General features: G+C 35.8%; 21 protein-coding genes and 1 pseudogene. 17 read left to right on the top strand and 5 right to left on the bottom strand.

Annotated elements, in window-relative coordinates; all coding sequences use genetic code 11:
• The first annotated feature begins 90 nt into the window (after positions 1–90).
• From kdpA to RTP52_RS15870, 5 genes are all read left to right on the top strand, one after another.
• On the top strand, positions 91–1908 hold the full coding sequence (gene kdpA / locus RTP52_RS15890; protein ID WP_312372434.1) for a potassium-transporting ATPase subunit KdpA: 1818 nt from the start codon (positions 91–93) through the stop codon (positions 1906–1908).
• A 14-nt stretch (positions 1909–1922) separates the two neighbouring features.
• Positions 1923–3992, top strand: coding sequence for a potassium-transporting ATPase subunit KdpB (kdpB, locus tag RTP52_RS15885; RefSeq protein WP_312372433.1), 2070 nt, complete (start codon positions 1923–1925; stop codon positions 3990–3992).
• Positions 3993–4017: 25 nt separating this feature from the next.
• Complete coding sequence (kdpC, locus tag RTP52_RS15880; RefSeq protein WP_312372432.1) at positions 4018–4623, top strand: K(+)-transporting ATPase subunit C; 606 nt, start codon at positions 4018–4020, stop codon at positions 4621–4623.
• 103 nt (positions 4624–4726) lie between these two features.
• Positions 4727–7420: a sensor histidine kinase KdpD gene (locus tag RTP52_RS15875; RefSeq protein ID WP_312372430.1), complete on the top strand. Its 2694-nt coding sequence runs from the start codon at positions 4727–4729 to the stop codon at positions 7418–7420.
• Entirely contained in the window at positions 7413–8111 is a 699-nt protein-coding gene (locus tag RTP52_RS15870) for a response regulator transcription factor (protein ID WP_312104247.1), read from the top strand. Before RTP52_RS15875 ends, RTP52_RS15870 begins: the two co-directional genes overlap by 8 nt.
• Before the next feature lie 53 nt (positions 8112–8164).
• On the opposite strand, the gene RTP52_RS20445 is transcribed toward RTP52_RS15870, so the two are convergent.
• Positions 8165–8275, bottom strand: a complete 111-nt coding sequence (locus RTP52_RS20445; protein ID WP_312372455.1) for an AraC family transcriptional regulator — start codon at positions 8273–8275, stop codon at positions 8165–8167.
• Positions 8276–8505: 230 nt separating this feature from the next.
• Between RTP52_RS20445 and RTP52_RS15860 the strand changes: the two genes are divergently transcribed.
• Positions 8506–8658 carry a hypothetical protein gene (locus RTP52_RS15860; RefSeq protein WP_312372429.1) on the top strand — a complete coding sequence of 51 codons (153 nt, stop codon included), beginning with the start codon at positions 8506–8508 and terminating at the stop codon, positions 8656–8658.
• Positions 8659–8678: 20 nt separating this feature from the next.
• Positions 8679–9698: an SDR family oxidoreductase gene (locus tag RTP52_RS15855; protein WP_312372428.1), complete on the top strand. Its 1020-nt coding sequence runs from the start codon at positions 8679–8681 to the stop codon at positions 9696–9698.
• Between the two features lie 150 nt (positions 9699–9848).
• Here the strand turns inward: RTP52_RS15855 and RTP52_RS15850 are convergent, their stop codons facing one another.
• Complete coding sequence (locus RTP52_RS15850) at positions 9849–11774, bottom strand: glycoside hydrolase family 2 protein (protein WP_312372427.1); 1926 nt, start codon at positions 11772–11774, stop codon at positions 9849–9851.
• 413 nt (positions 11775–12187) lie between these two features.
• Here RTP52_RS15850 and RTP52_RS15845 point away from each other — a divergent pair, with 413 nt between their 5' ends.
• The 6 genes from RTP52_RS15845 (at position 12188) to RTP52_RS15820 (ending at position 18468) form a co-directional block, all read left to right on the top strand.
• Positions 12188–13072, top strand: a complete 885-nt coding sequence (locus RTP52_RS15845; protein WP_312372426.1) for a hypothetical protein — start codon at positions 12188–12190, stop codon at positions 13070–13072.
• Between the two features lie 30 nt (positions 13073–13102).
• Entirely contained in the window at positions 13103–13879 is a 777-nt protein-coding gene (locus RTP52_RS15840) for a ZIP family metal transporter (protein WP_312372425.1), read from the top strand.
• A 30-nt stretch (positions 13880–13909) separates the two neighbouring features.
• Entirely contained in the window at positions 13910–14413 is a 504-nt protein-coding gene (locus RTP52_RS15835; protein ID WP_312372423.1) for a GreA/GreB family elongation factor, read from the top strand.
• A gap of 273 nt (positions 14414–14686) precedes the next feature.
• A complete protein-coding gene (locus RTP52_RS15830; RefSeq protein ID WP_312372421.1) occupies positions 14687–15145 on the top strand; it encodes a hypothetical protein in 459 nt (152 codons plus the stop codon).
• Positions 15135–17336, top strand: a complete 2202-nt coding sequence (secF, locus tag RTP52_RS15825) for a protein translocase subunit SecF (RefSeq protein WP_312107296.1) — start codon at positions 15135–15137, stop codon at positions 17334–17336. Before RTP52_RS15830 ends, secF begins: the two co-directional genes overlap by 11 nt.
• A gap of 283 nt (positions 17337–17619) precedes the next feature.
• Complete coding sequence (locus tag RTP52_RS15820) at positions 17620–18468, top strand: DUF368 domain-containing protein (protein WP_312107294.1); 849 nt, start codon at positions 17620–17622, stop codon at positions 18466–18468.
• Positions 18469–18754: 286 nt separating this feature from the next.
• On the opposite strand, the gene RTP52_RS15815 is transcribed toward RTP52_RS15820, so the two are convergent.
• Positions 18755–19342, bottom strand: coding sequence for a hypothetical protein (locus RTP52_RS15815; protein WP_312372419.1), 588 nt, complete (start codon positions 19340–19342; stop codon positions 18755–18757).
• A gap of 365 nt (positions 19343–19707) precedes the next feature.
• Between RTP52_RS15815 and RTP52_RS15810 the strand changes: the two genes are divergently transcribed.
• Genes RTP52_RS15810 through RTP52_RS15800 form a run of 3 tightly spaced genes read left to right on the top strand, consistent with a single transcriptional unit; the run spans position 19708 to position 21019 of the window.
• Positions 19708–19851: a hypothetical protein gene (locus RTP52_RS15810; protein WP_312372418.1), complete on the top strand. Its 144-nt coding sequence runs from the start codon at positions 19708–19710 to the stop codon at positions 19849–19851.
• Entirely contained in the window at positions 19848–20744 is an 897-nt protein-coding gene (locus RTP52_RS15805; RefSeq protein ID WP_312372417.1) for a glycoside hydrolase family 27 protein, read from the top strand. The genes RTP52_RS15810 and RTP52_RS15805 overlap by 4 nt, the downstream gene beginning before the upstream one ends.
• A gap of 35 nt (positions 20745–20779) precedes the next feature.
• A complete protein-coding gene (locus RTP52_RS15800) occupies positions 20780–21019 on the top strand; it encodes a hypothetical protein (protein ID WP_312372416.1) in 240 nt (79 codons plus the stop codon).
• Positions 21020–21146: 127 nt separating this feature from the next.
• Here the strand turns inward: RTP52_RS15800 and RTP52_RS15795 are convergent, their stop codons facing one another.
• Positions 21147–21839: a DUF421 domain-containing protein gene (locus tag RTP52_RS15795; RefSeq protein WP_312372415.1), complete on the bottom strand. Its 693-nt coding sequence runs from the start codon at positions 21837–21839 to the stop codon at positions 21147–21149.
• A gap of 511 nt (positions 21840–22350) precedes the next feature.
• Positions 22351–22713 (bottom strand): pyridoxamine 5'-phosphate oxidase family protein, encoded by a 363-nt coding sequence (locus RTP52_RS15790; RefSeq protein WP_312107321.1) that lies wholly within the window; start codon positions 22711–22713, stop codon positions 22351–22353.
• 196 nt (positions 22714–22909) lie between these two features.
• Between RTP52_RS15790 and RTP52_RS15785 the strand changes: the two are divergent.
• Positions 22910–23298, top strand: a pseudogene (locus RTP52_RS15785) (hypothetical protein); the annotation flags it as partial.

Raw genomic sequence — 23298 nt, 5'->3', positions numbered from 1 at the left:
CGAAGTAAGCCAAAAACTATCCTTTGGTAAATGATTAGAGATAGAAAGAGAGTAAAAGAAATCAAAAGTTATAATTAGAGGTGAGAGAGAATGATAAAAATGATACTTCCGTATATCGGATACTTACTTATTCTGGTAGCACTAAGTATTCCCTTGGGAGCTTATATCGGAAAGGTTATGAATGGAGAAAAAACTTTTTTTTCTAAATTTTTTACTCCTTGTGAAAACTTAATCTATCGTATTTTCGGAATTCACAAGGAAGAGCAGATGACATGGAAACGCTATGCAGCAAGTGTGGTATTGTTTTCAGGAGTAGGTTTTCTTTTTTTATTTTTATTATTGATGCTGCAAGGATATTTGCCAGGCAATCCACTTGGAGTAAAAGGTATGTCATGGGATTTGGCTTTTAATACTGCAGCTAGCTTTGTTACAAATACGAACTGGCAGGCATATAGCGGTGAGAGTCAGTTAAGCTACTTTTCCCAAGCTATGGGACTAACCGTACAAAACTTTGTATCTGCTGCCACTGGCATAGCCATTTTATTTGCATTAATTCGAGGTTTTATTAAGGTTAAAACAGATGGACTTGGAAACTTCTTTGTCGATATTACAAGGATTATCCTGCATATTTTAATACCACTTAATCTTTTGATATCGCTTTGTTTGGTATCCAGTGGTGTAATTCAGAATTTTAGTACACCAAAAACCGCTTCCTTATTAGAGCCAGTTGCGGTAGACACAAGTGGAAATATTCTTAAGGACGCAAAGATAGACATTCGAAATCAAGTAGTTACTGTGGATGGAATTGTTATAGGTGATGCGGTGATTGTTACAGAGCAGATGATACCTCAGGGTCCTGCTGCAAGTCAAATTGCAATCAAACAAACTGGAACCAATGGTGGTGGGTATTTTGGAACCAATTCATCACATCCGCTAGAGAACCCGAATGCATTTACGAATTTAGTTGAGATGATTTCTATTCTTTTAATTCCGGTTTCTCTTGTATTTACCTTTGGAAGAAATGTGAGAAATAAGAAACAAGGAATTGCCATATTTGCAGCCATGTTTTTATGTCTGGTAATTGCGCTTTCTGTTATCGCAGTAAATGAGCAAACCGGAACAACAGCACTTTCTAGGAATAGCAAGGTTGATACCAGCACAGAGGATCAAGCTGGCGGAAATATGGAGGGAAAAGAAGCAAGGTTTGGTATTTCAGCTTCTGCGACTTGGTCGGCATTTACTACAGCAGCTTCCAGTGGCTCCGTAAATTCGATGCTTGATAGTTATACTCCGATTGGCGGAATGATACCAATGCTTATGATCCAGTTGGGAGAAGTAATCTTTGGAGGTGTTGGCTCTGGATTATACGGAATGATTGGCTTTGCAATTTTAACTGTATTTATAGCTGGTTTGATGGTAGGAAGAACACCTGAATTTTTAGGGAAGAAGATTGAACCATATGAGATGAAGTGGTCAGTTCTTATCTGCCTAGCTACACCAATTGCGATACTAGTTGGCAGTGGTATTGCAGCATTCGTGCCAAGTGTATCAGAAAATCTAAATAACAGTGGTCCCCACGGATTTTCAGAAATGCTTTATGCATATTCCTCTGCTGGTGGTAATAATGGGTCTGCATTTGCGGGTTTTGCAGCTAATACCGTATTTTTAAATATAAGTCTTGGCTTTTGCATGATATTTGCCAGATTCTTACCGATTATCGGGGTACTAGCAACGGCAGGAAGTTTAGGAAATAAGAAAATGATAGCAAAAACTGCTGGAACTTTGTCAACGACGAATGCAATGTTTGTATTTTTATTAATATTCGTTGTTTTACTCATCGGAGCACTTAGCTTTTTCCCAGCGCTGTCCCTTGGTCCGATAGCAGAGTATTTTAGTAGTGTAAGGTAGAGGAGGTCATTCCTATGATTAAATCATCAAACAGTGTTCTTGCAAGTAAAGAAATGATAGTAAGAGCTATTAAAGATTCATTTATAAAGTTAAATCCACGAACACAAGCTCAAAACTTTGTTATGTTACTGGTTTATATATCAGCAATCTTAACCAGTATCCTTTGGGTGGCATCTTTTTTTGGATGGAAGGATGCACCAGTAGGGTATACCTTAGCAATAGCCATTATTTTATGGTTTACTGTTCTGTTTGCCAACTTTGCAGAGGCAATCGCAGAAGGACGTGGCAAGGCTCAGGCGGACTCACTTAGAGCTGCCAAAAAAGATGTAGAAGCTCATAAAATTCCATCTCCCGAAGAAAAAAATGAGATTACAAAAGTATCTTCCTCATCTTTAAAAAAGGGTGATATTATTATTGTGAAAGCAGGGGAGCAAATACCAGCAGATGGTGAAGTAATGGAAGGGGCTGCCTCTGTAGATGAAAGTGCAATTACAGGGGAATCAGCACCGGTGATTCGTGAAAGTGGAGGGGATAGAAGTGCTGTGACGGGTGGAACCACAGTATTGTCTGACTACATAGTAGTTGTGGTGACGAACGAAGCAGGAGAAAGTTTTCTTGATAAAATGATTGCGATGGTAGAAGGTGCAGCAAGAAAGAAAACCCCGAATGAGATTGCTCTCCAGATTTTCTTAATTGCATTATCCATTATATTTATTCTAGTTACCTTATCATTATATTCTTATTCTGTATTTTCAGCAAAATTAGAGGGGATTGTAAACCCAACCTCTATTACAACACTGATTGCGTTACTGGTGTGTTTGGCACCAACAACGATTGGAGCATTACTCTCAGCTATCGGTATTGCAGGTATGAGTAGGCTAAATCAAGCGAATGTTCTAGCAATGAGTGGTAGAGCGATAGAAGCGGCTGGTGATGTCGATATTCTAATGCTTGATAAAACTGGAACCATAACCTTAGGAAATCGTCAAGCTAATGAATTTATTCCAGTGGACGGTGTCTCTCCAAAGGAACTTGCAGATGCAGCACAGCTATCTTCCTTAGCGGATGAAACTCCAGAAGGTAGAAGTGTGGTAATTCTAGCTAAGGAACAATTTGGAATCAGGGGAAGAAATCTCTCTGATATTTCAATGACCTTTGTACCATTTACTGCGAAGACTAGAATGAGCGGTGTTGATTATTCTGGTACTGAAATAAGAAAAGGTGCTGCGGACTCCGTAAAAGATTACGTCTTAAGTCATGGTGGTAACTACTCAAAGGAATGTGAAGAGGTAGTAAAAAGTATTTCAAAACAAGGTGGTACACCATTAGTAGTTGCAAAGAACTTTAAAGTCCTAGGTGTTATTCATCTAAAAGACATTATAAAACAAGGGGTTCAGGAAAAATTTTCTGATTTAAGAAGGATGGGTATTAAAACCATCATGATTACAGGGGATAATCCACTAACAGCAGCGGCGATTGCAGCAGAAGCTGGTGTGGATGATTTTCTTGCAGAAGCGACTCCAGAAGCAAAACTGTCCATGATTCGTGATTTTCAAGCAAAAGGTCATCTGGTAGCTATGACAGGAGATGGTACGAATGATGCTCCCGCACTCGCTCAAGCAGATGTAGCAGTGGCTATGAATTCAGGAACTCAAGCTGCAAAAGAAGCTGGGAATATGGTCGATCTTGACTCCTCCCCAACAAAATTAATTGATATTGTACGTATTGGAAAACAGCTGCTAATGACTAGGGGAAGTCTTACGACATTTTCAATAGCGAATGACCTAGCCAAATACTTTGCGATTATTCCAGCATTATTTATGGGACTATATCCGTCAATTGGAGCACTGAATATTATGGGACTCCATTCTTCCGAAAGTGCTGTATTATCTGCAATTATTTACAATGCATTAATTATTATTGCATTAATACCACTTGCGCTAAAGGGTGTGAAATATAGAGAAGTACCAGCAGGGAAACTGCTGTCCAGAAATCTTTTGATCTATGGTGTGGGGGGAATTATCACACCATTTGTCTTTATCAAATTGATTGATATGGTATTAGTTGCAATACATCTAGTTTAGTGCAGTAACGCCAGGAGGTTATGTTATGAAAGGAACAAAAAGTTTGTTATTAAAATCCATTGGTTTGTTTGTAGCGTTTACCGTAGTTTGTGGAGGTATTTATACACTTTTGGTTACCGGTTTAGCACAAATTATGTTTTCGAAACAGGCGAATGGTAGTATGATAGAAGCAAATGGAAAAACGTATGGGAGCGAGTTATTAGGTCAGTATTATACAGAGGATAGTCATATGTGGGGGAGAATTATGAAACTTGATGTGACAACATTTAAAGAGAAAGATGGGACACCTCTCCTTTATGCAGTTCCATCGAATCTTAGCCCTGTGAGCGAGGAGTATAAACAGTTAGCCCTCGAACGAGTTGAAGAAATCCGTATCGCCCATCCTGAAATGAGTGATACTAAAATTCCAGTGGACTTAGTCACCTGCTCCGGTAGCGGATTGGATCCACATATCTCGGTTGCAGCAGCGAATTATCAAGTCAAGAGACTTGCAAAAAATAATAATATGACAGAACAAGAAGTAAAGGATATTATAAAGAAATGCACAGATGGTAAGTTCCTTGGAATCTTTGGCGAGGAAACTGTGAATGTATTGGAAGTTAATTTGATGATTGATGGGATAATAAAGTAATGTCAATGTTAAAAGTTTAAAAGTAAGGTTTGGTATCTAAAGTAGAATTATTTCGAGATTAACACCAAGAACATAATGGTTAAAGGTGAATCGGAGGGAGTATATGCAGGAGGAACGAGCAAATCCAGATGAATTATTAAGACGTCTTTATAGCCAGGGTAAAAATGATACCAGAGGCCAGTTAAAGATATTCTTTGGCTATGCAGCAGGAGTAGGTAAAACATATACAATGCTGGAAGCTGCACATGTTGCCAAGAGTAAAGGTCAAGATGTCGTGGTAGGATATGTGGAACCGCATAAACGCCCTCAAACGGCTAAGTTATTAGAAGGTCTGGAGTGTATACCAGTAAGAGATGTAAATCATAAAGGAATAACTTTAAAAGAGTTTGATTTGGATGCAGCAATCAGAAGAAAACCTCGTATTATACTGGTGGATGAACTTGCGCATACAAATGCTGATACTTGCCGGCATATAAAAAGGTATCAAGACATAGAAGAACTTTTGAAAGCAGGAATAGATGTTTATACTACAGTAAATGTACAACATATAGAGAGTTTAAATGATATTGTAGCCTCAATTACTGGAATCATGGTCAGAGAAAGAATTCCAGATCACGTATTTGACAATGCAGATCAGGTGGAATTGGTGGATATTGAACCAACGGAGTTAATTGAAAGGCTTCACAATGGGTTGATTTATGGAGAAGCGCAGGTAAAGAAAGCGTTGGGGAACTTTTTTAGTGAGGAAAATCTAGTTGCAATGCGAGAAATAGCTCTTCGTCGCTGTGCAGATCGTGTTAATAAAATATCTGATAAACAACGAATAGCACAGGGAACGGAGTATTTTACCGATGAACATATTTTAGTATGTATTTCCTCCTCCCCTACCAACGGTAAGATAATAAGAACAGCCGCTAGAATGGCAAATGCGTTTAAGGGAAGCTTTACAGCTCTTTTTGTTGAGACACCTGATTTCTCTGTACTAAGTGACGAAAATAAAAAAAGTCTAAAAAATAACATGCGTCTTGCTCAGCAGTTAGGAGCAACGATTGAAACCGTCTACGGAGACGATATCGCATTGCAGATCTCAGAATTTGCTAGAATTAGTGGAGTATCGAAAATCGTCCTTGGAAGAAATAACGCTAAGCGGAAATATTTTTTTGGAAAACCTTCTTTAACGGAAAGGTTAACTATTCTTGCGCCAAATATGGATATTTACATCATTCCCGATAAAGACGCTGTCTTATATAAGGTAAAAAAATTTAAGAAGCAGAAAGATGCTTTTATAATCTCGGATGTAATAAAAAGTATTGTAATATTAGCGTTTGCCACCATGCTTGGGTTTTTATTCTACGAACTTGGGTTCAGTGAAGCAAATATTATTACAGTTTATATCTTAAGTGTATTAATTACTGCAATAGTGACGACACAAAGAAGTTATAGTCTTGTTTCCTCTGTAGTCAGCGTATTGGTTTTTAATTTCTTTTTTACGATTCCTCGTTATACTCTAAGTGCTTATGATGGTGGATATCCAGCTACATTTTTGATTATGTTTTTATCAGCTTTCATTACAAGCTCCTTAGCTGTTAAAATAAAACAGCATGCAAAGCAAGCTGCCCAGACAGCATATCGTACCAAAATTTTGTTAGAAACGAATCAGTTGATTCAAAAACAAAAGAATAGGGAAGGTATTATTTCTGTTATAGCGAGCCAATTAACAAAACTACTACAAAGAGACATTATTTACTATGATGCTGATGCGAAAGGACTGAAAGAGCCCATACTATATCCTGCAAAAGAAGATGTAGAGGATGGCAATTACAATACGGAGAATGAAAAAGCGGTTGCTGTGTGGGTATATAAAAATAACAAACATGCAGGTGCGACGACCAATACCCTAGGAAATGCAAAGTGCTTTTATTTAGCAGTGAGAGTGAATGAAAACGTATACGGAGTTCTTGGTATTGCGATGCATGGGGAGTCCTTGGATGTCTTCGAACATAGTATCGTTTTATCTATTCTTGGGGAGTGCGCGCTTGCACTTGAGAATGAAAGAATTAGGAAGGAACGAGAAGATGCGGAGGTTCTTGCAAAGAATGAGCAATTAAGAGCCAATTTGTTACGCTCTATCTCCCATGATTTACGTACACCATTAACTAGTATCTCTGGTAATGCGGGGGTTTTACTTTCAAATGAAGATACGCTATCCGTAGATAAGAAACGAGATCTTTACAATGATATTTATGATGATTCTCTTTGGTTAATAAATCTTGTGGAAAATTTACTTTCTGTAACTCGCATCGAAGACGGGACAATGAGTTTAAGGCTTACAACAGAACTGGTGGAGGAGGTAATGACAGAAGCTCTTCAATATATAAACCGAAAAAGTGCAAAGCACACCATTAAAGTAATTCAAGAAGAAGAGATACTTCTTGCGAAAATGGATGCCAGACTTATCATACAAGTCATCATTAATATAATCGATAATGCAATAAAGTATACCCCAGCGGGTTCCCATATTATTCTGACAGTAAAAAAAGAAAAGCCGTATATTATATTTGAAATTGCTGACGATGGAAATGGACTTAGTAAAGAAGCCAAAGACAAAGTGTTCGATATGTTTTATACTGCGAATACAACAGTTGCAGATAGCAGAAGGAGTTTGGGGCTAGGACTTGCACTATGTAAATCAATCATTACAGCACATGGAGGAGAAATATCAGTATATGATAATATCCCAAAGGGAACGGTTTTTCGTTTCACCATACCAACGGAGGAGGTAAACTTACATGAATAAATCACTTATATTAGTTGTTGAGGATGATCAAGCGGTACGGAACTTAATTAAAACTACGCTTGAGATGCACGAGTATAAATATCAGACAGCGGTAAATGGAGAAACCGCCATTATAGAGGCGATTTCACATAATCCTGAAGTGATTTTACTTGATTTGGGACTACCGGATATGGATGGAACGGAGGTTATAAAAAAGATACGTTCTTGGTCTAATGTTCCGATCATCGTAATTAGTGCCCGGAGTGAAGATGGAGATAAAATTGAAGCACTGGATGCAGGAGCAGATGATTATCTAACCAAACCATTTTCGGTAGATGAGCTACTAGCAAGACTTCGTGTAACATTTCGAAGGTTAAATTACATTCAATCAATTTCAGAAGGTGAGACCTCTGTATTTGTGAATGGAGATTTAAAAATTGACTATGTAGCAGGATGTGCCTATTTGGATGAAAATGAACTTCATCTGACTCCGATTGAATATAAGATGCTTTGTCTGCTCGCAAAAAATGTTGGTAAGGTACTTACTCATACGTATATTACAAAAGAAATATGGGGCAGTTCCTGGGATAATGATGTGGCATCGCTGCGGGTATTTATGGCAACATTAAGAAAAAAGATAGAAAAAGATACTCAGATGCCTCAATACATTCAAACTCATGTAGGTATAGGTTATCGGATGCTAAAGGTGTAGAAAATCCATTTGTGATGTAAAATTAGTTTCTCGATGACGAATGAGAGCGATTACTATTTGATTACTTTATGAAACAATCGGTATTGCTTCGGAGTAATGCCTTTCACCTTTTTAAACGCTTTGATTAAGTGACTACAGTCGAAAAATCCGGTTTCTTGGCTGATAGTAAAATGCTTCTACAGGTGCATTTAATACATCACTCTTTTCAAAAAGGTCTTGCATAGGCTCCTCAATTCTGACGCTTAAGCGACTTATTTATACCGCTTTTCTAAAATTTATAAAAATGTATACCACTTTTCATAATCTCATACAAGAATATATTTATACGATTTTTACTCGGATTCATTCTATCATATTTTTATATGAAATGCTATATTAAAGGAGATGGTTTAGTTTGAATCTGAGAGATAGAATGATGAAATCTATTCAAAGAGATTCGTACCAGATTTTCGGTTTTAGTTTGTGTATTCAGAAACTGGCGGTTATGATATTTATGGAAAAGAAGTTTGTTGCTGATCATTATGGATTAATTAAGAACAGAAAATAGCGTAAAACAGGAGGTTAGGCATGAAAGTATTATTTATCGGTGGTACGGGAATAATTAGTCAGGCAATTTCAAAAGAGTTATTAAAGCAAAATTGTGAATTATACGTATTAAATCGAGGAAATCACAACATGGATTTACCGATAAACGTTAAAACAATTATTGCTGACATTAACGAGGAAGAGAAAGTAAGTGAATTAATTAAAGATTTAGATTTTGATGTCGTAGCAGATTTTATCGCCTTTGTTCCAGAGCAGTTGGAAAGAGACTATCGACTGTTTCGTGGAAAAACAAAGCAATACATATTTATAAGTTCAGCTTCTGCTTACCAAAAACCATTATCTGATTACCGTATCGATGAAGGAACACCACTTTCCAACCCATATTGGGAGTATTCGAGAAACAAAATACGTTGCGAAGAATATTTAATGAAATTATATCGAGAAGAAAATTTTCCAGTGACGATTATACGTCCAAGTCATACTTATGATGAAAAATCAGTTCCACTAGGAGTACATGGTAGAAAGGGAAGTTATCAGGTAATCGATCGAATGTTAAAAGGTAAACAGGTAATTATTCATGGTGACGGAACATCACTTTGGACTATGACACATAATAGTGACTTTGCAAAAGGCTTTATTGGCTTAATGGGAAATATACATGCAATAGGAGAAAGTGTACAGATTACTTCAGATGATACATTGACTTGGAATCAAATATACCAGTGTATCGCGAATAGTCTATCAGTAGAGTTTAAACCCTATTATGTTTCATCCAGTTTTTTAGATGCTGTCAGTGAATATGATTTTAATGGTAGCTTACTTGGAGATAAGGCAAATTCAGTAGTTTTTAATAATACAAAATTAAAACGATTGGTTCCTGATTTTGTAGCGACAAAACGCTTCGATCAAGGAGTAGCAGAAACCATAGAGTATGTATTATCCCATAAAGAGTGCCAGATACTTGACGAAGAATTTGATTTTTGGTGTGATAAGGTAATAGAAGCTTTGGAACAAGCTAAAACAGTGATCTTAAAGAACTAATAAGACTGCTATATTGAAAACATGAAAAAGTACACTTTGTGAACTTTTCCTTGTTGTGAACAAAAATACAAACGGAATATTACCATGGGAAACTAATTTTTGCCATAGAATATTCCGTTTGTTTTATACATGTGGTTTCTGAAGTCCCCTTCATTTTTGAAGTTTCCTCATTTTTGAAGCTTCCCTCATACAAAGATGGTTCATCTCTTGAATACGTTTCTTCTCTATCTTTAAAACTTTTCGATCATAAGTTATAAGTCCGTTAATTTCTTCCTCGATATCGGAGAGTTGCGTGTAGACCGTAGCACATAACCCTTTTTCTATGCCTGGGAAAATCTTCTTTTCATAAACGGATACTATGGCATCTGTTAAAGCCTGCTTTGTTTTATAGTGGCGATAACCATAGGTAGTTTCACTATAAGTATGGGATTTAATACGTAGCGTATATCCACCAAATTCGGATAATACGAGAGCTCTGTTTCTGGGGCGAAAGCGCATTGGGGTAAAGTAGATGTGTAGGCTTCTAACATCGCCGCAACCTTGATCAAACCACCCGCTGGCAGAATCGATTAGTCTAGTGTTATCAAGAGTTTTTAAATATTCTGTTATTTTTATACTGTCAAATTGACCCCATCCCTCATTAAATGGAACCCATAATACAATGCTAGGATGATTATAAAGATACTCCACTGTACATTTCATATCAGACAGATAATCTTCCTTTCCAGGCTCGTCAGTTCGAGAAAATAGCCGATAGGAATTATCCTTAATCAAGGTAGCAAAGCGAGGGAATATAGTTGGAAATATTGTGACAAACCAGGAGCGATAGGAACTACCACCATTTACAAAGTCTTGCCATACCAAAACCCCAAGCCGGTCACAGTGATAATACCACCGAGAGGGCTCTAGTTTAGCATGTTTTCTTAGCATGTTGAATCCAAGATCTTTTATCATCGTAATGTCGTAAATCATCGCTTCATCAGAGGGAGGAGTGTATAAACTTTCTGGCCAATATCCCTGGTCTAGTAATCCATTATGAAAATAAGGTTTGTTGTTAAGAAATAAGCGTAGTATATTATTTTGATCCATACCAATGGATATTTTTCGCATAGCAAAATAGGACTCTACAACATCATTTCCGTAGGTTATGGAGATGTCATAAAGATACGGATTCTCTGGAGACCAGTAATGTACTTCTGGTAAGGTTATGGTAAATGAAGTATGGAAGAAATCCTCTTTTGTTAAGAAATCCTCTTTTGTTAAGAAATCCTCTTTTGTTAAGAAATCTTCCTTTGTTAAGAAATCTTCTTTTGTTAAGAAATCCTCTTCTATTAAGACATCTTCTTCAATTTGAATTTCTTTCTTTATTAGATTGCCTTTATTAGGATTTGCCGAACCTTTACTTATAGCGATTGTATTTTTATCTTTCATATTGGAAAAATCGTCACTACCTACTATGGTTAATTCAAAGGAAACAGAGTTCGTATCGATATCAGGAGTAATTTTAAGATTCTTAATATAGGTAGAGGGAACACATTCCATAAATACTGTTTGCCATATTCCGCTTTGCGCGGTATAAAACATACCGCTACACTCTAACTTTTGTTTACCTCTAGCATGATAAGAGGTATCACTGACATCTGTAACCATGACAACAAGAGAATTTTCTCCCGTTATTAATTGGTCAGTAATGTCAATACTAAAAGGGAGATATCCACCTTGATGGGAAAGTAGATGACAATCATTTACATAGATATCTGCTGTCTGATCAACTGCACCAAATTGTAATAAGACGCGATCGTTTTTATTCACTCTTGGGTTATGAAGTACTCTGTGATACCAAAGAAACTCTGTAGGTTTCAGTTGCTTATTTACACCGGATAGTGAACTTTCTGGTGAGAACGGTACGAGTATTTTACCATCATAGGTAGATGGCATCTTATTATTTTTCGTAATAGCGTAGTCCCAATAACCATTTAGGTTATAATAACTACTGCGTTTTAAAAGTGGACGAGGATATTCAGGTAAGGGTGGCATTGAGGTTAAGAGATCTGAAAACTTAGTTTTTAAACTCATAGGAATCCCGCTTTCTATACAATTTTTTTACCTTGTGTTTCATGTGTAGAAGCTTTGTTAGATTATGTTATATTCTTTTGTTAGATTATTTTATATTCTTAGTAGTTTATTTATAGTCTTTCGTTAGCTTATGTTATGTTAGCTTATATTATAATCTTTCGTTAGTTATATTATAATCTTTCGTAAATTTATGTTATAATTTTCTATTTTATTAGTTTATGATTATAATTGTAGCACAGTATGGTAAAAGAGGCGAGTAATGAGTAAGGTTTATATACCTATTTTTAAAAGAAGATTATTAATATTATAAATATCGTATATAGGATAACTGCAATATAATGGAATATCTTATTTACATTAGCTAATACTTACGGTAAACTAATCTTGATAATATTTACAAAGGAGGTTTTTTTGTGACTTATCAAGAAGCATGCAATGAAATAATGCAATTAGAACAAGAAGTTCAGGTTTTAAAACAAAGAAAGTTCAGAGAAGAGCAAGTAATAGAGATAAAAAAGAAAGAGCTGGAGAAATACACGGATGACTTATATCGAGAACATTATGATGTAAAGCAATTAGAGAAAAATTCAATAGGAACTTTACTAAAAAAGATATCTGGGAATTATCAAAAAGAATATGAGAAAGAAACGAATGAATATATTGCTGCGAAAGCAAAATATGATGAGTTTAATATTATGATTGAAGATTTACATTCTGAAGTTAACCGTTATCAGAATGAAATATTTCGTAAAGAACAAGAAATAAAAAGAAAAAAGCAAGACCTTCGTAACAATTATCCGGAAGGAATGGAAATAGCCCAAAAAGAAGAAGAACTTAGAAAGAAGCTATATTCACAAAAAAAAGAGCTTGAAGAAGCAATCACAGCAACGCATAGAGTGTTTGAGTTGGCGTCAAATGCAATGGAACAGTACAAAAGTGCTAAGTCATGGGCTACCTATGATACTTTTTTTAAAGGGGGATTAGTTTCTGACCTTATAAAATATGATAAAATAGATAATGCAGCAGCAAGTATTTCACAACTGCAATCTGCAACAGATCGAATGAATAAAGAACTAAAAGATGTTAAGACTGCCTTCGATTCTAATATAAATCATATTGATGGCAGCACTCGATTTTTTGATATCGCATTTGATAATATATTCACTGATTGGAGCGTTCGAGACAAGCTTTCATCTAATGTTGATGAATTATCTAGATATTGCAGCAAGGTGGAGGCATTGTTAGCATCACTTAGAAACGAGAAAAGAAGTATCGAACAACAAATACTTCAATTATAAAATTAGGAAATACTTGAGAGGAGTGAGTGTATGTATATTACACTTGGTATTTTAATACCTTTTTTAGGAACAACGCTCGGAGCAGCGTGTGTATTCTTTTTAAAGAATGAATTAAAGCCACTTGTGCAAAAATCTTTGTTAGGTTTTGCGTCTGGTGTCATGGTGGCAGCATCTGTATGGTCACTTTTAATCCCAGCAATTGATATGTCAGAAGGTATGGGGCGTTTCGCATTTTTACCGGCAGCAGTAGGATTTGTGGTAGGAATCTTATTCTTACTATTGATGGATCACATTATTCCTCATTTGCACTTAAATAGTATGGTACCAGAGGGTAGAAAAAGCTCATTACAGAAGACTACAATGCTTGTCCTTGCAGTAACACTTCATAATATTCCGGAGGGAATGGCTGTTGGTGTTGTATTTGCTGGACTTTATACCAATCAAAGTGATATCACATTGGCAGGGGCTCTAGTCTTAGCAATCGGTATCGCAATTCAAAATTTCCCTGAAGGGGCTATTATACCACTTCCATTAAGGAGTGAAGGAAGCAGTAAGAGTAAAGCATTTGCTTATGGAATGGCATCAGGTATTGTAGAGCCAATCGCAGCAGCTATTACAATTTTATTATCAAGTTTTATTGTACCGATATTACCATATCTTCTTGCATTTGCAGCAGGTGCTATGATTTATGTTGTAGTAGAGGAATTATTACCAGAAGCATCTACTGGAGAGCATTCCAATATAGCAACCATTGGGTTTTCACTAGGATTTTTAATTATGATGATACTTGATGTTGCATTATCCTAAAAAGTTTGCAGGCTATGGAAAGGCATTAATATGTATAATAGACTAACAAAAAGTGATATTGATAAAATGCAGGAGGAAATTGAATACCGTAAACTTACAGTTCGCAAAGAAGCGATCGAAGCAGTGAAGGAAGCTAGGGCACATGGTGATTTAAGCGAGAATTTTGAGTATTATGCTGCGAAAAAAGATAAGAACAAGAATGAAAGTAGAATCCGTTATCTTGAAAGAATGATAAAGACAGCGGAGGTTATAGAAGACCATTCCTCAGAAGAGGAAGTAGGGATTAATAATACGGTTTCTATTTACTTTGAGGAAGAGGATGAAATCGAGAAATATAAGTTGAGTACAACTGTACGAGAGAATTCTTTGCATGGACTAATTAGCATTGAATCTCCTCTTGGGAAAGCTATTCTAGGTCATAAAGTAGAGGATAGAGTTTATGTTAAAGTAAGAGACGATTATGGTTACTATGTTATAATCAAGGCAATTGATAAGACAACAGACGATAGCAATGATAGAATAAGAAGTTATTAATTTCGTGAGAACATGTTATATTCCATCATTGAAATCATTCTTTCATGAGCTTCCCTAATGTTAAGATTATGCTAAGGATAGGTAAGAAGGATTGTCCAAAAGTAAAAAAAGTGCTATATTTGCAGTATATATTTGGAAGTTTGTAATGGGAGGCGTGGGAATGTTTCAATTACATAAGATAACGGCATCAGTCTTAATAGTATTCTTCCTGATCAGTGGGATATTTGCTCCTTATGGTAGTTCATATCCTTTTTTTTGGGCGCAAATTACTTCGTGATTAATACTGGCTTATCGGAAACGATAGATAATTCGAAAGATCTAGATAAGACAGAGTTAAATAATATAAAAATCAGTAATGCAAAGGAATTCGATAAATCAAAAGAATTCAATAAATTTAAGAATTTTGATGAATCGAAAGAGCTTAATAAAACAAACGATTTTAATAAATCAAAGAATATCAAATCTGAACTTCAAAACAATGAAATATGCTTTGAAAATGATTTGAGTCAAAAGAAACTTCTAGATTTTGGGACAAGCCTTTTTCTGTGTTTTGCAATATTTATTATAATTAATCTACATTGTAAGCTTAGGATCAATCAAAAATTATTTGGAATCCCAAATCTTTCATTAGATATGATATCGTATATTCATAAAGTGGACGGGGAGAAAGATAAATTAACGATATTACAGAATGAAAAAATTATATTAAGTGAGGTATGTTATGTCAAATAAGGATACATTTTCATCCAATAAGAAAAAGTCGACGAAAAGAATTCGTCATGGAAAAAGTACACTCTTTACGTGTGTAGCGGTTATTTTTCTCTTTGTTTTATTAGCAATTTTCGGCCTAGGAGATAGTTTTAAAAGTGTTCAAAAGATGCGTTTTGGTATTGATATTCGTGGTGGTGTGGAAGCAATCTTTGAGCCACAAGGGCTAGATAGACCAGCAACTGCTGCAGAACTAGAAAGTGCTAGAAATATTATTAATATTCGACTAGATAATAAGCACATTACGGACCGAGAGGTAACAGTTGATAAAGACGGTGGTTACATTATTGTTCGTTTCCCATGGAAATCAGATGAGAAAAACTATAATCCAGAACAGGCAATCCAAGAAATTGGTGAAATGGCACAACTTAGTTTTCGTGATCCACAGGGAAATATCTTAATTGATGGAAAGCATATTGTTAGTAGTTCAGCAGCGCGTAGGACTAATAACGTTACTACAGATAATGTCGTAGAATTGATTTTCGATCAGGAAGGGGCAAAGTTATTCGAAGAAGCGACAGGAAAGCTAATTGGCAAACAAATGAGTATTTACATGGATAAGGATTTAATCTCATCCCCTTATGTAAATAGTAAAATTTCCGGTGGCAAAGCAGTTATTCAGAATATAAAGACTTTTGAAGAGGCAAAAAATTTGTCTGATAAAATTAATGCAGGAGCATTACCATTTTCTTTGACAACTTCAAGCTTCCGTACTATTAGCCCTACCCTTGGTAACAATGCGCTTAATGTTATGTTAGTTGCAGGAGCAATTGCATTTGCATTTGTTTGTATTTTCATGATTGGTATGTATAAGTTGCCAGGTTTTGTAGCATGTTTAGTACTTATTTTACAAATGGTGCTACAGTTACTTGCAATCTCAGTACCACAATATACCCTCACATTACCAGGTATCGCAGGTATTATACTTTCAGTTGGTATGGCAGTAGATGCTAATATTATTATAGCGGAACGTGTCTCAGAAGAACTGAAAAAGGGTGTAACTTATCGTTCAGCAGTTAATAATGGATATAAGAATGCATTTTCATCTGTATTAGATGGAAACGTAACAACAGCTGCAGTTGCAATTATCTTGATGATTTTTGGATCAGGAGCAATGTTAAGCTTTGGTTATACGCTTTTAATTGGTATGCTCGTCAATGTTTTAGTTGGTGTATTTTTATCAAAGACTATATTGTTATCCTTCCTTGAAATGGATCGATTTAATGAACAAAAATATTTCCGTGAAACAAAAGAGAGAAAACCATTAAGAATTTATCAGAGCAAATGGATATTCTTAATTATCTCTAGTATTATTTTTATCGTTGGTATCGCTGGTATCATTGTAAAGGGAGTTCATCTGGATACTCAGTTTACCGGTGGTGCGGTTCTTGAGTATTCCATTACTGGAAATGTTGATACAGATACAGTTCGTTCTAAAGTATCAGAGGTTACGAATCGCCCGACTACTGTTCAAATAACAAAAGATACAATCACCGATTCCAGTAGTGTTATCATAACTTTAGCTGGTACAAGTGGTTTAAATGTTGCAGAACAAGAAAAAATCACGGGTGCAGTGAAAGGAATTTCTGATGATTTGAATGCAACGCTTGCTCAAACTTATGTTGTGGAGCCATATATCGGTGCAAAGGCATTAAAGAATGCTGTAATGGCAGTAGCGTTTTCCATTGTCTTCATCGTTATCTATGTGTGGATACGTTTTGCAGGTCTTGCATCAGGTATCACTGCTACACTAGCTCTTGTACATGATATTTTCACCGTATTTTTCGTCTTTGTTATATTTGGAATTCCAATAAATGATGCTTTTGTTGCAGTAGTATTAACTATTATCGGTTATTCGATTAATGATACCATTGTTATATATGACCGTGTCAGAGAGAATCGTAAAAAGAATCCAAAGCAAGATATGGTAGAGTTAGTGAATGAAAGTAATACACAGACATTACATCGTTCTGTTAATACTTCAATTACAACTGCGGTTTGTGTTTTAACTATGTTAATTGCTTCTGTTATCTTTCGTATCGACTCCATTAAGGTGTTTACCTTACCGATGTTCTTTGGCCTAATTAGTGGTTGCTATTCCTCTATATGTGTGGCTGGAGTACTTTGGACTATGTGGGAAAAGAGAAAAAGATAATAAATAAAATTTAAGCTAAGTGAGGGTACAATCAAAAGAATCCTAAAAAGTTATGGACTTTTATATGGATAAGTTTAATTGTACCCTCTTTTTTCTTGATAATTGGTACGGTAGACGTATAGATAAATCCATTTGGATAAAAAATCTTGTCTACTAATATAATGTTAAGAATAAACTCTATTCATACTGTAAAAATATAAAAAGAAAGTAAAGTTACATTACAACATACTCAATTAAGGAAAATTTTCATAATAGGAAAAGTAAATGATTTAGGAGGTAGGTTATGGAGAATCAGAAACAAGAATCCGGGCAGGAAAACGAGACAAGATTCGTGAAAAGTGTCGTAAGAGATGGAGGAAAAGGAGTTATAGTCGGGGGTTCTATGCTTGTACCAGGAGTAAGTGGGGGTACAATGGCTATGCTTCTTGGAATATATGATTCATTAATAACATCAGTTAGTAATTTTTTTCAACATCCGAAGAAAGCACTGAAAGTACTAATTCCGTTTGTACTTGGTGCACTTCTTGGGATGGTTGTCATTGCTAAACCAATCCTTGCGCTCATTGAGAAATACCCTATGCCAACCTTATATTTCTTTTTAGGCGCTGTGGCTGGTGGAATTCCATTTATAATAAAAAAGGCCGATGTCAGTAAATTATCCTTCAGTACAGTTTTCTACCTATTATTCGGGATTGCATTGGTTGTTGGAATCGCACGTTTACCAGAGAATTTGTTTACGGTGTCATTAAACGTAGGACTAAGGGAAATATTATTATTGATTGCAGCAGGTATCTTTGTAGCAGTTGCTCTAATTTTGCCGGGAATTAGTGTATCCTATATGCTTTTAGTTATGGGGATGTATCAAAATACGATGGACTCTATCTCAAGAGTCTATCTCCCTTATTTGATACCGTTAGGAATTGGTGGAATTCTTGGTATTTTATTAACCACAAGGCTACTAGAGAAAGCAATGAATAAGTATCCAAGGCCAACCTATTTAATAATTCTTGGGTTTATGATAGGGTCAGTGGCAGAGATATTCCCAGGGGTTCCAAATGGTTTAGAGTGGATTTGGTGTATTCCATGTGCTGTGGTAGGATTTATCGTTATGCATGCATTGGGTAAAGAGTAGGAAAAATGGGAATTGATAAGTGATTCATTATTAAGAAGTTGGTAAATAAAATAGTATGAACAAAAAAGTACGCTTAATTAAAATTTTTTCTTGTAATGAATGAGTAAAGGAGGGGTAATCCCCTCCTTTACTAAATAGATATGCTACATATTAATATTTTCGGTTATACCCTTATATCTACGCCCATCTTTGTCTTGCTAGCAAGACAAAGTGTAACATCAAGGTTATGAATGCAACGCATACTTAAGCTTACTAAGTGAAAGATTAAAAATCGTTTCATCTTGTCTTAATATTCTTTATGCAGACATCTATCTCGGATGTTTATGTTTACAGCATGGGCAAGGTGGTCGATGAGGTCGTTTGCATTCGATGTCTTTATCACCCTTTCTATTACAGTCACATTCTCTTCGGCCAAATCGATCGTCATCAAAACGACCGTTTCCAAAACGACCGTCCCCAAAACGACCGTTCCCAAAACGACCGTCCCCAAAGCGACCGTCCCCAAAACGACCGTCCCCAAAGCGACCGTCCCCAAAACGACCGTCCCCAAAACGACCGTCATCAAAACGATCGTCATCAAAACGATCATCCCCAAAACGACCGTCCCCAAAACGACCGTCCCCAAAACGACCATCCCCAAAACGACCATCCCCAAAACGACCGTCCCCAAAACGACCATCCCCAAAACGACCGTCATCAAAACGACCGTCATCAAAACGATCATCCCAAAAACGATCGTCATCAAAACGACCGTCCCCAAAGCGATCTTTACCACAGTTATTTCGATCATAGTCTTCCCAATCACAGTTATCTTCGCAACACTCATCCTTTTGGAAATGTTCTCTGCATTCACAGTCACAATCACAATTCCCAAAGTCTTGGTCTCCACGTCCAGTTTGATTCATTTAAACCTCATTTCTGCGCTGCTTTTTACGCATAATAAGTTTGTGGATGCAGCGCAGACACAAACTTTCTGAGTAAAAGATTAAAAAATCGTTCACTCTTAACTCCTTTCGTTATAAGCGGAGCAAGCGGAAATTTTCTTAGCTCTCTAGTAATATAGTATTCACGGCTCGACAGAATGTGAGTTTATGTGCTTTGGTATGATAAAATACTTCCACATTTTAGATAGTCATTTACTCTTGGCATAGTCGAATGCTAGGTGTATACTTCTTAATATGTAGAAGATTTTACCAATTAATAGTACGTTTTTATACAATAGAAAGAGGGGGTATCAAAGTGCTAAAAAAAGACTATGTAGCATTAACGCCACCAATGGGGTGGAACAGTTGGGATTGCTATGGCCCTGCCATCACGGAAGCAGACTTACTTGGTAATGCAGAGTATATGGATAAATTTCTCAACTACCTGTCTATGGTATGAAAGAAATTACTTGTGATCAAATTGCTCATTCTTCCTCCATCTGTAAATGGAACAGTGATATGTATGGTGTCGATGCAACCAAAAAAGGTGCACAGGAATATTATAATTCCATCTTTGCTCTGTATGCCTCATGGGGTGTTGATTATGTGAAGGTTGACGATATCTGTAACACGAATGCTTATCCGAATAATCCATATTCCGCGGAGAAAGAGATTGAAATGATTCGTAAGGCAATCGACGATTGTGGAAGACCGATGGTTCTTAGCCTATCTCCAGGAGCGGCGGTGATTCAGAAATCCTGGCATTTATCAAGGAATGCAAATATGTGGAGAATTACGGATGATTTTTGGGATCGCTGGGATTTATTAAAAGAGATGTTTACTTATTGTGAGATATGGCAAAAGCATGTTTCTCCAGGTTGTTTTCCAGATTGTGATATGCTACCTCTTGGTCACATATGCATTACTATAGATGGAATTGGTCATTGGACAAATTTTACGAAAGAAGAGCAACAGACGATGCTTACACTATGGAGTATATTTCGATCACCGCTAATTCTCGGAGCTGAACTTAGAAAAAATGATGATTGGACGTTATCCTTATTAACCAATAAAGAAGTCCTTCGCATGAATAAGCATTCTTTTGGAGCGAGACAGATTACTCGGAATCAAAATGAAGCAATATGGACTAGTGAGGATATCGATGGAAGTAAATATTTGGCGTTATTCAATTTAAGTGATTGCATTAGAAATGTCACAGTTTATCTAGAAGAATTAGAGCTTCATAATGTTTTGCTTAGGGACTTATGGAAGGGAGAAGATATTGGAATGGTAAGCGATAGGGTTAGTGTATCGTTACAACCTCATGAAAGTAAACTGTATCGAGTAAGATAAAGTAAGGAGAATACCATGGATGTAAAAAGGGTGGGATGAACGATATTCTTCCGATACAAGAAGAAAATTATATTCTGATAGCATACCATAAGGAGTTTCCAATTTTTTATCAAGAGATTATTGATTCGATTAAAGAGTCAAATCCACAGGTACTTATCTTGGTTTACATGATTGATGTGCACCAAGCATTTCGCGAGATTACTGGAAATGATATTCAGAGCTTTTACCAAGAAGACGGTCTTCACCCAAATAAAGAAGGGGCAAATATTAGATAAATAGATAAATAAAAGAGCAATAAATAAATCAAATGGAATATTCCTATGAAAAGAAATTTGTTTCTCAAAGGAATATTCCATTTTATTTGAAACTATCCTGTATCCTTAATTATAATTCCTGGCAACCTTATGATGCATGATCTTTTTTGTAACGCTTGTAAACAGTAATTTCGTGTTTATGATTACAAGTAACTAATAAAAGCTCATGATAATCATTATATCCCTGAGACTTAAGCTGATTGATAAGCCAGGCTTCATCAAGAGTAAGAATTTTTAGATTAGAGACAATCATAATTCCATCAAGAACTAAGTTAAATACCATGTACTCTTGTGGTACTTTTATATTAAGATCTTTTGGGCTAGCTGGTTTATGGGGAGCTTTAGGAAGGATACTCACGGTACCGTTTGGTTCAAGAAGGGCTGTCTGTATCGTATTAATGTCAAAATAACCACTGCTACGGCACTGTATCTGAAATTCTTCTATATCAATTTTCGCTTTTTTAAAATTTTCATAATATAGTTTGTCGTTATCTAGTAGTACAAGAGGATAACCATTCACAAAACGAGAAAAACCAAGCCACTTATCTGTTCCAATTGATAATGCTACGCCAACAATACTATATATAATCATCGCTACCAATGGATAGATCGGATTTTCAAGTTCTGTAGCCATTTCTGCAGCAATGGAGCCGATGGTAATCCCATTGATGTAATCAAATAAACTCATTTGAGACATCTGCCGATAACCAATAAGCTTACATAAGAAAAATAACGCAACGATAGAGGCAAAAGAAGCCAAAATTACTTTTATGATAGACATTATAACTTCTCCTTTTTATAATTTGCAAGTAGTCAAGCTGCAATGAATTTATTGCAATATGGTGGTAGTATGCAGTAATTGAAGTGAAAATATGCGGATTTTTCATTTTAATATCGAAAGAGCTAAAAGAAAAGTAACATATTGCATTAAGGATTTTTTATACTTACCTAATATATAAAAAAGACTCAATAATTAAAAATTTAAATTAATTTAGATTCTAATACCGATAAATCAATGAAATTTGGTACAGCTTGTACCTTTTATGTACCTGATGCATATATACTGAATGTATAATAAAAATATGAGCAACTGGTAAGAGCAGGGATGAATAAAATTTTATAGGAGCTTGATTCCTCACTATAAAAGCTATTCATCTCTGCTTTTTCATGTCATAAATTAAAAAATCACCAAGGGATGCACATGTGGGTTTAGTGCACAAAGTACCTTTGCTCTCAAGATAGAAATCTGGGGATAAAGCGGCGCCACTTTGTAAGAGTGACAAAGCTCTTTGTTAATATAACATATAACAACGCCCTGTTACTTGAGTTGACGTTACTTCAAGGAGAGAGTTTTTATAAGTAGGAGGACATATTGTAACAGTGCCATATACAATAATACTAAAAAAATAATTTTCTCTTTGTAGTTCGAATTCTAAACATACTTTCTGATTATGTTCCATATAAAGCATCTTTTGTCCATTACGCAAACTTAGTAACGAAAAGCAGATATGATTCCCTTTTGGTTCAAAGGAGAAATACATTGGAACGATATAGGGTTGATCGCAATCAGAAATCCCTAAGTGACACCATTTTGTATGTTTTAGAATTGACAGAATTTCTTTTTTGGTAAGTTCACAGTATTCTTGATTTACCATATAAACCTCCAATTCTTATTTACTATATAATTTATGCTTGATGTTGAAATTTGTATGTAATACTAGGTTAAAAGTTTAAAATAATTGCTTGTATTTAGACGTTCTTTGAAAATTATGAGGATTTAAGGAAGAAAGAATAACACTTTTACACCTTCGAGAATAAGATATATTGTATTTATCCATTTAAGGAGTAGTTATGAATAACAGAAAAAGAAACAGAAACTCTACGAATAGTAATAACCAGGTGAAAGCGATGAATTACAGTTCGGGACGTTCTATGTCTAATCGTCCTATGATGAATTCAGGATTTGGAACTGGAATTGGTATGCGCCACGATGGTAGCCGTAGAAGAGAGATGGGATGCGAAAGTACCAGGGAAATGGAGCGTGGTTGTAAAAAAGAAATGGACCATGGTTGCAGAAAAGAAATGGAATGTGGCAGAAAAGAAATGGACCATGGTTGCATGAAAGAAATGGATCATGGTTGCATGAAAGAAATGGATCATGGTTGCAGAAGAGAAATGGAATGTGGCAGAAAAGAAATGGAATGTGGCAGAAGAGAAATGGAATGTGGTTGCGGAAGAGA

Source organism: Lachnoclostridium sp. (assembly GCF_031997925.1).
GTDB lineage: Bacteria > Bacillota > Clostridia > Lachnospirales > Lachnospiraceae > Lachnoclostridium.
This window is presented reverse-complemented; position numbering and strand designations above follow the sequence as displayed.

Excerpts from the sequence above, each read along its gene's own strand:
- RTP52_RS15840 (WP_312372425.1), top strand. The coding sequence starts at position 13,103 with ATGTATATTACACTTGGTATTTTAATACCTTTTTTAGGAACAACGCTC.
- kdpA (WP_312372434.1), top strand. The coding sequence starts at position 91 with ATGATAAAAATGATACTTCCGTATATCGGATACTTACTTATTCTGGTA.
- RTP52_RS15850 (WP_312372427.1), bottom strand. The coding sequence starts at position 11,774 with ATGAGTTTAAAAACTAAGTTTTCAGATCTCTTAACCTCAATGCCACCC.
- RTP52_RS15805 (WP_312372417.1), top strand. The coding sequence starts at position 19,848 with ATGAAAGAAATTACTTGTGATCAAATTGCTCATTCTTCCTCCATCTGT.
- RTP52_RS15835 (WP_312372423.1), top strand. The coding sequence starts at position 13,910 with ATGTATAATAGACTAACAAAAAGTGATATTGATAAAATGCAGGAGGAA.
- RTP52_RS15855 (WP_312372428.1), top strand. The coding sequence starts at position 8,679 with ATGAAAGTATTATTTATCGGTGGTACGGGAATAATTAGTCAGGCAATT.
- RTP52_RS15800 (WP_312372416.1), top strand. The coding sequence starts at position 20,780 with ATGAACGATATTCTTCCGATACAAGAAGAAAATTATATTCTGATAGCA.
- RTP52_RS15870 (WP_312104247.1), top strand. The coding sequence starts at position 7,413 with ATGAATAAATCACTTATATTAGTTGTTGAGGATGATCAAGCGGTACGG.
- kdpB (WP_312372433.1), top strand. The coding sequence starts at position 1,923 with ATGATTAAATCATCAAACAGTGTTCTTGCAAGTAAAGAAATGATAGTA.
- secF (WP_312107296.1), top strand. The coding sequence starts at position 15,135 with ATGTCAAATAAGGATACATTTTCATCCAATAAGAAAAAGTCGACGAAA.
- kdpC (WP_312372432.1), top strand. The coding sequence starts at position 4,018 with ATGAAAGGAACAAAAAGTTTGTTATTAAAATCCATTGGTTTGTTTGTA.
- RTP52_RS15790 (WP_312107321.1), bottom strand. The coding sequence starts at position 22,713 with ATGGTAAATCAAGAATACTGTGAACTTACCAAAAAAGAAATTCTGTCA.
- RTP52_RS15795 (WP_312372415.1), bottom strand. The coding sequence starts at position 21,839 with ATGTCTATCATAAAAGTAATTTTGGCTTCTTTTGCCTCTATCGTTGCG.
- RTP52_RS15820 (WP_312107294.1), top strand. The coding sequence starts at position 17,620 with ATGGAGAATCAGAAACAAGAATCCGGGCAGGAAAACGAGACAAGATTC.
- RTP52_RS15875 (WP_312372430.1), top strand. The coding sequence starts at position 4,727 with ATGCAGGAGGAACGAGCAAATCCAGATGAATTATTAAGACGTCTTTAT.